Genomic DNA, 11,206 nt, shown 5'->3' on the forward strand with positions numbered 1-11,206 from the left:
GCGCACCGCGACCGACGCACCGCAGCCGGCGAGGACCCGGTCGTCGCGGGCTGCGCGACCGGCTGCCTCGAGGTGTCTACGACCATCTACCCGTACTCGTCGTGGAAGACCCCGTTCATCCACAACGCGTTCGAGAACTCCTCCGCGACCATCTCCGGCGTCGAAGCCGCGTTCAAGAGCCTGCAGCGCGCCGGCAGGATCCCGGCCGACAAGAAGGTCAAGTTCGTCGCGTTCGGTGGCGACGGCGGCACGTACGACATCGGCATCCAGGCGCTCTCGGGCGCCATGGAGCGCGGGCACGACATGGTGTACGTGTGCTACGACAACGGCGCGTACATGAACACCGGCATCCAGCGCTCGTCGGCCACCCCGCTCGGCGCGTGGGCGACGACCGCCGAGGTCGGCAAGGTCCAGCAGGGCAAAGCGCAGCGCCGCAAGGACCTCGCGAGCATCATCGCGGACCACGGCGTGCCGTACGCGGCGCAGAGTTCGATCAGCCACTGGAAGGACCTCACCGACAAGGCCGAGAAGGCGTTCGCCGTGGATGGCGCGGCGTTCCTGCTCGTCTTCTCGCCGTGCCCCCGCGGCTGGCGCACCCAGCCCAAGGACACGATCGCCTTGGCCCGCCTCGCCGTGCAGACCGGCTACTGGCCGATGTTCGAGGTCGAGAACGGCGTGTGGCGCCAGACCGTCAAGGTCAACAACCGCAAGCCGCTCGAGGAGTTCCTGCAGCCGCAGGGCCGCTTCAAGCACCTGTTCGCGCCCGGCAACGAGGAGCTGCTCGAGGCCGTCAAGGCCGAGGTCGACCGCTACTGGGACTACGTCCAGTCCCGGTGCGCCGCGAGCGCGTCCGCGTAGGCAGGCGCGACCGCACGCACGACGAGGGCCCGGGGCACGCTTCGCCTCGGGCCCTTCGCGCTCGCACGCTGGTAGAATGTTCATTCGGCGGTCGCGCCGGTTCGCGCGCGCCCGCGGGTCCGATCGAAGAGGGGCACACACTGGACGGCCTGTCCTCGAGAAGATGGCTCTTCAGCGCCGGGAGACACCTGCACACGCAGGTGGTGCTCCCGCTGGTCGGCGTGGCGTGCGTGGTCGGCATCGCGGCGACGCTCGTGGCCGTCGCGCTCATGTCCGGGCTCACCGACCAGTGGGTCGCGTCACGCGCCGAGGCGATCGACCTGTCGACGCGGGCACGCCTCACCGAAGCCTCCCGTGACCTGCGGGAATCGGTCCGGCTCATGTCGCAGGATCCGCGTCTCGAGGACTGGCTGGGCCGAAGCGACGAGGCTGCCGCGGCGAGCGTGCTCACCGAGATGAACCGCGCGATCCGCGCCGACTCCGTCTTGCTGCTGGACCGGGACGGCAGCGTCGTCGCCGCGACGGGCGCCGCGCCGGCGGTCGCGGCCGGGGACCGGCCGCTGGGAGCGTTCTTCGATGCGACGACGACCCCCGAGCCGTCGGCCACGTTCGTGCGGATCGGGGACCGCGACACGATTGCGGCGGCGCGCGTCCTGAGATCGACCGCAGGCACGTACACGCTGTGCGTGGTGCGCCTGTTGGACAGCGAACTGCTGGGCGAGCGCACGCGGGGTTCCGCCGGGTCGTTCGCGCTGTACGACGACGACGGTCGTCTCGTGGCGATGGCCAACGAGCCGGGCGACGCGGTGTCCGAGGCCGCGTTCGAGGCTCCGGCGCCGCCGGTCTCACAAGCGCTCGCCGCCGCGGCCGCGGGCGAGGTCGGGCTCGGGTCGCTGGAGTCCACCTCGGGCGCGTACCACGTGCGATCGTCGCAGGTCACACTGCCGAGCGACCCGGTCGCGAGCCGGCGCTACCTCGTCACGCTCATGCGGACCGACGTGATCGATGCGACCCGGGTCGCGACCATCAGGCTCATCGCGCTCCTGTCGATCTTCGCGGTGCTGCTGCTGTGGGGCCTCGGCGCATGGATCGCGCGCAGCGTCTCGACCCCGCTGCTCACGCTCTCCGAGGGCGCGCGCCGCATCGCGGACGGCGACTTCACGACGAAGGTGCGCATCGGCGGCGCGAACGAGATCCATGCGCTCGCGGAGTCGTTCAACTCGATGACCGACTCTCTGCGCGACCGGACCGAGAGCCTCACCAGGAAGGTGCTCGAGCTTGCGACCCTCTACGAGATCAGCCGCTCGCTCGGCGCCACGCTGGACCTGGACGAGCTGCTGCGCGGCGTGCTCGACTCCGCGCTGCGGATCTTCGAGGTCGAGACCGGCTACATCAGCCTGCGGGACCGGAACGACGGCTCGCTCGCGGTGCGGATCGTGACGGGCGGCGGGCAGCTCGAGCCCGACGACCGGGCGGTGCGCAGCTCGATGGCCGAGTGGGTGGCCCGTGAGGGCCGGCCGCTCATCTTCAACCCGTCGGGGGACGCGCACGCGGCGTCGCAGGTCGACACCGTCACCGGCGCGAGCGCGGCGCTGTCGGTGCCGCTCTCCACGAACGAGGGCGTCATCGGCGCGATCACGGTCGGCACGCGGGACGCGTCGTTCCGGTTCAGTGCCGATGACGTGCGGCTCCTGTCGACCGTCGCGAACCACGTCGCGATCGCGATCGGCAACATCGAGCTGTTCGTGTCGCTCCAGGACGCCTACCTCGCCACGGTCCGTGCGCTCGCCGCCGCGGTCGACGCGAAGGACACGTACACGCGCGGCCACTCGGACGGCGTGGCGGCCTACTCGGTGGCGACCGGCTCGGTCCTCGGCCTGTCGCCCGAGCAGATGACCGCGCTGGAGATGGCCGCATACCTGCACGACATCGGCAAGATCGGCGTTCGCGAGGAGATCCTGCTCAAGCCCGGGCGGCTCACGGACGCGGAGATGGGGCAGATGCGGCACCACCCGCTCATCGGCGCCAACATCCTGCGCCCGGTGGCGTTCCCCTGGCCCATCGCGCCGGTCGTACGGCACCACCACGAGCACTGGGACGGGCGGGGCTACCCGGCCGGCCTCAAGGGCGAGGAGATCCCGCTGCTCGCGAGAGTGCTCGGCGTCGCGGACGCGTACGAGGCGATGACGTCCGACCGGCCGTACCGCCGAGGCCGCAGCCGGGACGAGGCGGTCGCTGAGCTGCGGCGTTGCGCGGGCACGCAGTTCGACCCCCGCATAGTCGACGCGTTCGTGGCCGGCCTCGAGCGGCTCGGGCCGGGCCACGAGCAGCCGGCCGAGCCTTCCGCGGACCTCATGCCGGAGGAGGCGCGCGCGGTGTTCGTCGGCATCGCCGACGGCATGCTCGACTCCTACCGGCGCCTCGGCGGGCCGCGGCTCGCGGCGAACCTCGAGGCTGAGATGAACGCGTACTTCGAGCCGGGGGACCTGCCGTTCCGCGTCGCCGGCGGGCACCTCGTGATCGCGTTCGAGTACGGCGACGAGCCGGAGCGCGAGCTCGAGGCGATGCGCCACGCCCTCAAGCGGCTCATGCTCGCGATGGAGGGGACGAGCGGGCACAGCCTCGTCGACCACTTCTACGCCGAGGCGCTCTCGGGCCTGTCCGACCGGATGCGCTCCACCGCGGCGCGCATGGACCTGAGGGTGGTCTAGCGTGGCGGTCGTGGTCGCCAAGTTCGGGGGGACCTCGGTGGGCTCGCCCGAGCGCATCGCAGCCGTCGCACGCAGGCTCGTCGCGCGCCGCGCTGCGGGCGACGACGTGGTCGCGGTCGTGTCGGCCATGGGCGATGTCACCGACGAGCTCGTCGAGCTCGCCGCGCAGATCACGCCGGACCCGCCCGACCGCGAGATGGACATGCTGCTCGCGACGGGCGAGCAGGTGTCGATCGCACTGCTCGCGATGGCGATCCACGCGCAAGGGGCCGAGGCGATCTCGTTCACGGGACCACAGGTCGGCATCATCACCGACACCGGGCACACGAAGGCCAAGATCCGCGAGGTCCGCGCCGACTGCGTGCGCGATGAGCTCGACGCAGGCCGCATCGTGATCGTCGCCGGCTTCCAGGGCATGACCGCCGACGGGCACATCACCACGCTCGGCCGCGGCGGGTCGGACACGACCGCGGTCGCGGTGGCCGCCGGCATCGGCGCCGACGTCTGCGAGATCTTCACGGACGTGGACGGCGTGTTCACCGCGGACCCGCGCATCGTGCCGGCCGCGCGCAAGATCGACACGATCAGCTACGAGGAGATGCTCGAGCTCGCAGCATCGGGCGCCGGCGTGCTCAACCTGCGCGCGGTGGAGTTCGCGCGCAACCACGGCGTGGTGGTGCACTGCCGCTCGTCCTTCAACGAGCAGCCCGGAACCATCGTCAAGGAGGCCGACGAGACCATGGAACAGGCCGTCATCTCAGGCGTCGCCCACGACACCTCGGAGGCCAAGGTGACCATCCGAGACGTCCCGGACCGCCCCGGTGTGGCGGCCGACGTCTTCGAGCGGATGGCCGAGGCGAACGTGAACGTCGACATGATCATCCAGAACGTGTCCGAGCAGGGCACGACGGACATCTCGTTCACCGTGCCCAAGACCGACCTCGCCCGGGCGAAGCGTGCCGCGGAACTCGCGGTCGGCGATCTCGGAGCGCGGGACTGGAGCGTCGACGAGGGCATCGCGAAGGTCTCGCTCGTCGGCGCGGGCATGAAGACGCACCCCGGCGTCGCGGCGCGCATGTTCCGGACGCTGGCGGATGCCGGCGTCAACATCGGCATGATCTCGACCTCGACGATCCGCATCACCGCGGTCGTCGCGGCCGACGAGGTGGAGCGCGCGGTACGCGCCTTGCACGAGGCATTCGAGTTGAGCGGCGCCGCCGGGGCGGCGGGCGCCGGCGAAGTCGAAGGGGAGTGACGATGGCCTGGGGCAAGCCGATGCCCGAGCGTCCCGTGGTGGCCGTTGCGGGCGCGACCGGCGCGGTGGGGATCGAGATGCTGAACGTGCTCGACCAGCGCGGCTTCCCCGCCGCGGAGGTGCGCGCGCTGGCCTCCTCGCGTTCGGCGGGCAGGCGGCTGCCGTTCGCCGGGGGCGAGCTGACCGTCTCCGAGTTGACGGCGGACTCGTTCGCCGGCGTCGACATCGCACTGTTCTCGGCCGGAGCCGCCATCAGCAAGCAGTTCCGCGAGGCGGTCACCTCGGCGGGCTGCGTGATGATCGACAACTCCTCGGCGTTCCGCATGGACGAGGACGTCCCGCTCGTGGTTCCCGAGGTCAACGCCGAGGACGCCCTGTGGCACTCGGGCGTCATCGCGAACCCGAACTGCTCGACCATCCAGATGGTCGTCGTTCTCGGCGTGCTCGCCGGGCTCGCGCCGATCGAGCGCGTCGTCGTGTCCACCTACCAGGCGGCGTCGGGCGCGGGACAGGCGGCCATGGACGAGCTGTACGAGCAGACCGGCGACTTCCTCGCCGGACGTGACGTCGTACCCGAGCAGTTCGCGCACCGCATCGCGTTCAACTGCATCCCGCAGATCGATGTCTTCTTGGACGACCTGTCCACCAAGGAGGAGTGGAAGATGGTCGTCGAGACGAAGAAGATCCTGCACGCGCCTGCCCTCGACGTGTTCGCGACCTGCGTGCGCGTCCCGGTGCTGCGCTGCCACTCCGAGGCGCTCGCGGTCGAGTTCGCGGCGCCGGTCTCCCTCGAGGCCGCGCGTGAGGCGCTCGGTGCCGCGGACGGCGTGTCCCTCGTCGACGAGCCGGACGAGAAGCGCTACCCGATGCCGGCGCTCCTGGAGGGCACCGACGACTGCTACGTGGGCCGGCTGCGCGTCGATCCCACCGTCCCGCACGGGCTCGGCATGTGGATCGTCGCCGACCAGCTCCGGAAGGGCGCGGCGCTCAATGCGGTGCAGATAGCCGAGGCGCTGCTTCCGGCGGTAGGATAGGCTCGTTAAGGAAGCATCCCGGGCGAGGGGGGCTGGTCGCGTTGGCGGAGGCCGAGATCCTGGTCGTCGAGGACGACTCGACGATCGCACGCTTCGTCGAACTCGAGCTCAAGCACGCCGGCTTCGGCGTGCGGCACACCGCTGACGGCAAGGACGCGGTCGCCCTGTTCGACGAGAAGCGTCCGGACCTCGTGGTGCTCGACCTCATGCTGCCGGGCATGGACGGACTCGACGTCGCCCGGCACATGCGCGCCGCGGCGCCGGAAGTGCCGATCCTCATGCTCACCGCCCGTTCGGAGACCCACGACGTGGTGGCCGGGTTCGAGGCGGGCGCGGACGACTACATGCGCAAGCCGTTCGAGATCCCCGAACTGCTGTCGAGGGTACGCGCGTTGCTCAAGCGCACCGAGAAGGACCGCGAGAAGACGGTCTTCTCGGCCTCGGGCGTCACCATCGATTCGGTGAAGCGGCGCGCCACGGTGGGCGAAGCGCCCATCGAGCTCACGGCCAAGGAGTTCGACCTGCTGCTCTATCTCGTCTCGAACGCCGGGCGCGTCATCTCCCGCGACGAGATCCTCCAAGCGGTCTGGGGCGGCCAGCATTCCACGGACAGCAACGTGATCGAGGTGTTCGTCTGCCACCTTCGCGGCAAGATCGACGACCGCGACAACTCGATCATCCAGACCATCCGGGGAGTCGGGTACTTCTTCGCCGGGGGCTAGATGCGGCGCTCGTCGCTCAGGCTGAGGCTCTTCCTGCTCTCGACCGCGTTCTCGCTGGCGCTCGTCGGCGCCGTGCTCGTCGTCGCGTACCTGAGCGTCACGGGGGCGATGATGCGGTCGGCGGAGACCCAGGCGCTCCGGGCGGCGACCCCTGCGGCGCTGTACGTGGCCGATGCGCTCCGGTCGGCGTCACCGTCGGACGGCGCGCTCAGCGATGATGCGGTCGGCGCGACGCTCGACCGCGCCCGGGCCGCCGAGGCGTTCTTCGGCGCCGAGCTGGCACTGTACGACTCCGCGGGGACCGCCGTGTGGTGGAGCGACCCGCGAGCGGTGCTGCCGGAGCTCGCCTCGGAGCGGGCCGCCGCGGCCGCGCGCACGGACGGGCGCACCGCGAGCGTCGTGCGTGGCGGTCTGTTCTCCGGCATGCTCGGGTCAGCGGACCTCGGCGCGGCCGTGGTCCACGTCCCCGTCACGCTCGACGCGGCGCACGAGGGTGTCCTCGATGTCGTCTACCTGCCGATCCGCGAGGAGGCGGTCGTCGACGAGGTGCAACCCGAGATGCTCGCGCTCGCCGCGCTCGCGGCGGTCGTGTCGATCGCGGTCATGCAGTTCGGCGTCCGGTGGGTGCTCGCGCTGGTCGTCGGACTCACGCGGGCGGCGGAGCAGGTGCACGCAGGCGACCTCGACGTCCAGCTGCCGGTGCACGGCGACAACGAGATCGGCGACCTCGCGCGCTCGATCAACGAGCTGCTCATGCGGCTGCGCCGGCGCGCGGACGCGCAGACGCGGTTCGTCGCGGACGCGTCCCACGAGCTCGCGACGCCGGTCGCGGGCATCCGCGGGTACGTGAACATCCTGCGGGTGTGGGGCGGCGAGGACCCCGAGCTTCGCGACGAGGCGATCCGCGCGATCGACCGCGAGTCGCGGCGCATGGCGCGGCTCACTGCAGAGCTGCTCTCGCTCATCCGTGGCGAGCGCGAGATCGAGCTGCGCGCGGTGAGGTTCGACCTGAACGCGAGGTGCCGGGAGGTGCTGGCGGACTCCGCGACGCGCCACCTCGGCAAGCAGCTCGAGTTCATCGGCCCCGTGGAGGGCCAGCTGCCGATGGTCGGCGACCCGGACCGCATCGAGGAGGTCGTCGCGATCCTCGTGGACAACGCCGCCAAGTACACGCCCTCGGGCGGACAGGTGAGCGTGGCCACGCGCCGCCGGCGGGAGCAGGTGGTCATCGAGGTGAGCGACTCGGGGCCCGGTATCGCCGAGGAGGACGTGCCCTACATCTTCGACCGCTTCTACCGTTCCGACTCGTCGCGCTCGCAGGAGACCGGCGGGTTCGGGCTCGGTCTCGCGATCGCGAAGCGCATCGTGGAGGCGATGGGCGGCGCGATCGAGGTCAGCAGCGTGGTCGACGTGGGGACGACGTTCGTCGTGAGGCTGCCCAAGACCCCCGGCTGACGGACGCACCCCGCCGTTCGTCACGCGCTCCGGCGTCCTGTGATATCCGTCACAGCCCTCACAGCGCCCCGCCGCTACTCTGTGACGTGATGGTCGGCTGTCAAGTCGCCGTGTGCGCGCGCCGATACAACGGATGGACCGCGTCTCTTCGGAGGGACCCCATGGGGGACAGGCGCTTCGACATGCGCGAGGCCTTCGGGCGCGAAGCCTTCCGCGTCTGGGTGGAAGGGCTGCGCGACACCCTCGGGATCTCGGTCCTGGTCGTCGACCGCACCGGCGAGCGGCTGCTGTTCGACGGCCCGCACGGCCCGCACTGCGAAGCGGCGATCGGCGAGCCCGTCGAGCACGTCTACGCCGACTGCTTCGACGAGCGTCCCGCGCTCCACCGTCGCCGTGTGACCCGCGCGTTCTGCCGCGCCACGATGCCGTGCTTCTTCGCGCCGGTCGTCGTCCACGGCCGTCTCGAGGCGTACGTGATGATCCAGGGGTTCGTGACCTCGACCCGTGAGCGCCGCCGCCTGTTCGAGCTCCTGCTGGCGCGCGGGGTCTCTCAGACCGGCGCTCGCACGCTCCTGCGGGACCTGCCCGTCTACAGCAATGCGAGCGCCGAGCGCTTCGCCGGCATGGTCGCCGCCCACGCGGCGGCGATCGTCGAGGCCGCACGCGCCGGCGTCACCACCCGTGAGCGCATCCGCCGGCTCGAGGAGATGCTCGGTACCGGGCGGATGCTTGCGGACGCAGGCCTGCCCGCCTCCGAGCTGCACGGACGCCTGCTGGACCGCGCCATGTCGATCTTCGACGCTGACGACGGCGTGTTGATGATCCTGCGGCCCGGCACCGACCTGCTCGAGATTGTCGCGGTGCGCGGCGAGGGGTCGGACCTCGCGGTCGGGTCGACCTGGCGCGTCGGCGATGCCGGCCCCGGACGGGTCGCCGGTTCAGGCCGGCCCATCGTAGCGGTTGCGGGTTCGGAGGACGCGGTCCTCGGGTCTGCGGTGTCAGTGTGCGCGCCGCTGCGGCGCGATGACGCGGTCGCCGGGGTCATCGCTCTCGGCTACTCCGACCCCGAGCGCGTCTTCGACGCCGCGGACATCGCGGCGCTCTCGGACTACGCGGGCATCGCGGCGGAGGGCGTCGCGCTCGCGACGCGTCGCGCGGAGACGCAGCGCGACCTTGCCGAGCTGCACCACATCAACGAGTTCTCGCAGATCCTGCAGCGCGACCTGGGCGTGGACGAGCTCGTCAGCGTGGCCTCGAGCGTGCTGGAGAAGGGCCTCGACTTCGAGATCGGCGGCGTGGTGCTCACCGGGCACGCGAGCGACCGTGCCTCCGTGGTCGTGCGGGCCGCCGTGACGCAAGGGGACCTCGATGCGGTGTTCGATGACGCCTGCGGCCTCCGGCTGGCCGAGGTCCGCGACGTGACGATGGTGACGCACCTCGGCGAGGTGACCGCCGACGACGCGGCGACCGTCGAGTGGACCGTGCTCTCGGTGCCGCTGACCGTCCGGGACGTCGGCGTGGGCTACTTGTTCGCGGCGTCGAGCCGCCCGCGCGCGTTCGACGCGGCGTCCGAGCGGCTCGTCTGGCGCCTTGCCTCGCAGGTCGCGCCGGCGTTCGACCGCGCCACGCTCTTCGAGCGTCTGCGCGACGACTACGCGCGCACGATCGCCGCGCTCTCCGCCGCGCTCGACGCGGGCGAGCGCCGCGACTCGGGCCACTCGGCGCGGGTCATGGACTACGCGATGGCCATCGGCGAGCAGATGGGACTGCGCGCGGCCGATGTCGAGCTGCTGCGCTTCGCCGGACTGCTGCACGACATCGGCAAGGTCGGCGTCTCCGAGGAGATCCTGCTCAAACCCTCCAAGCTCACCGATGACGAGATGGCCCGCGCGCGCGCGCACGCGCAGCTCGGTGCCACCCTGGTCGAGCAGGTCGACTTCCTGAACGCGATCGCTCCGATCATCCTGCACCATCACGAGCGGTGGGACGGGCAGGGCTACCCGATGCGGCTCGTCGGCGACCAGTCCCCGCTGCTCGCTCGTATCCTCGCGGTGGCGGACGCCTACGACTGCATGACCGTGGCGATCCCCTACCGGCGCTGCCTGTCGCGCGCCGAGGCCGAAGTCGAGCTGAAGGCGGGCGCCGGCACGCAGTTCGATCCCGCGGTGGTGGACGCGATGCTGGCGGTCCTGCACAGGCACGCCGCTGCGGGTCTCACCGGCATGCTCTCCGAGACTGCGCGCCGGGGCTGGCTGCCGGCCTGACGCCGAGTGCGGCGGCGTGGCGCCGTGCGGTCTGTCTGCACTCCGCGCTGCTCGTCCGACACCTGTGCGCTGCCACGGCGGCCCGGCCCGCCGTGCTAGAATCCACGCACGCCGTATCGTGCCCGAGGGGCTCTTCCGGAGGGGTCGTGCGCTCGACAAGGTTCGTCGCTCAAGCAGGTGTGATCGCCGCGCTGTACGCAGGGCTCACCCTGTTCGCGCTGACGACGCTCTCTGTGCTGGCGTGGGGTCCGGTGCAGTTCCGGGTCAGCGAAGCGCTCACGGTCGTCGCGTGCCTCACGCCGGCCGCCGTGCCCGGTCTTTGGATCGGCTCGGTGCTGGCGAACCTGTGGAACCTCTCGAATCCGATGGGCTGGATGGACGTCGTGTTCGGCTCGCTCGGGTCGCTGCTCGGCGCGGCCTGGAGCTGGCGCTTCCGTCGCACGGTGCCCTTGGCGCTGGCCGGGCCCGTGCTCTTCAACGCGCTGATCGTCCCCGCATACCTGCCGGCGATGCTCGCCGCCGCGGGGATCCCGCCGGAGTCCGCCCTGCCGCTGCCGGGCGTCTTGCGCGGCACATGGCTCGACTTCTACCTGTGGGGCGTGCTCACCGTCGGGCTCGGCCAGGTCGCGGTCGTCTACGGCATCGGCTGGCCGCTGCTCGCTGCGGTGAAGCGCACCCCGCTCGCGGCGATGCTCGGGGTCGCGGGGGCGGAGCGGTGAGCCCGCAGGGCGGGCGGCAGCTCGCGGTCCGTTTGGCCGGTGACGGCGCCCGTCAGCGCGAGATCCCCGGCGTCGCGCTCGTCGAGGCGGCGGACCGGGCGCTCTACCACGCCAAGGGGCACGGCCGGGACCGCGTGTCGCTGGCGCCGGACTGAGCGGGCGGCCGTGACCGAGGCGCTCCTGTGGAC

The 11,206-nt window shown here is 71.5% G+C and carries 8 protein-coding genes; all 8 read left to right on the plus strand.

Annotation, left to right across the window (positions count from 1 at the left end):
• The coding region (locus FDZ70_02395; GenBank protein TLM80040.1) for a pyruvate ferredoxin oxidoreductase at positions 1–858 on the plus strand (858 nt) is incomplete at its 5' end.
• A gap of 203 nt (positions 859–1,061) precedes the next feature.
• Positions 1,062–3,569, plus strand: coding sequence for an HD domain-containing protein (locus FDZ70_02400; GenBank protein TLM80041.1), 2,508 nt, complete (start codon positions 1,062–1,064; stop codon positions 3,567–3,569).
• A gap of 1 nt (position 3,570) precedes the next feature.
• Positions 3,571–4,824, plus strand: a complete 1,254-nt coding sequence (locus FDZ70_02405; protein ID TLM80042.1) for an aspartate kinase — start codon at positions 3,571–3,573, stop codon at positions 4,822–4,824.
• Between the two features lie 2 nt (positions 4,825–4,826).
• Entirely contained in the window at positions 4,827–5,858 is a 1,032-nt protein-coding gene (locus tag FDZ70_02410; protein TLM80043.1) for an aspartate-semialdehyde dehydrogenase, read from the plus strand.
• The gene (locus tag FDZ70_02415; GenBank protein ID TLM80044.1) at positions 5,774–6,580 is read left to right on the plus strand and encodes a response regulator transcription factor; all 807 of its coding nucleotides are present in this window, start codon (positions 5,774–5,776) and stop codon (positions 6,578–6,580) included. The genes FDZ70_02410 and FDZ70_02415 overlap by 85 nt, the downstream gene beginning before the upstream one ends.
• Entirely contained in the window at positions 6,581–8,035 is a 1,455-nt protein-coding gene (locus FDZ70_02420; GenBank protein ID TLM80045.1) for a HAMP domain-containing histidine kinase, read from the plus strand.
• 89 nt (positions 8,036–8,124) lie between these two features.
• Positions 8,125–10,299 (plus strand): HD domain-containing protein, encoded by a 2,175-nt coding sequence (locus tag FDZ70_02425; protein TLM80046.1) that lies wholly within the window; start codon positions 8,125–8,127, stop codon positions 10,297–10,299.
• A 146-nt stretch (positions 10,300–10,445) separates the two neighbouring features.
• Positions 10,446–11,018, plus strand: coding sequence for a QueT transporter family protein (locus tag FDZ70_02430; protein TLM80047.1), 573 nt, complete (start codon positions 10,446–10,448; stop codon positions 11,016–11,018).
• Positions 11,019–11,206 lie beyond the last annotated feature (188 nt).

It is taken from the genome of Actinomycetota bacterium (assembly GCA_005774595.1).
In the GTDB taxonomy this organism is placed as follows: Bacteria; Actinomycetota; Coriobacteriia; order Anaerosomatales; family D1FN1-002; genus D1FN1-002.

What these genes read in the sequence shown, in the direction of transcription:
- FDZ70_02410 (TLM80043.1), top strand. Translation starts at nt 4,827, where the DNA reads ATGGCCTGGGGCAAGCCGATGCCCGAGCGTCCCGTGGTGGCCGTTGCG.
- FDZ70_02420 (TLM80045.1), top strand. Translation starts at nt 6,581, where the DNA reads ATGCGGCGCTCGTCGCTCAGGCTGAGGCTCTTCCTGCTCTCGACCGCG.
- FDZ70_02425 (TLM80046.1), top strand. Translation starts at nt 8,125, where the DNA reads ATGGTCGGCTGTCAAGTCGCCGTGTGCGCGCGCCGATACAACGGATGG.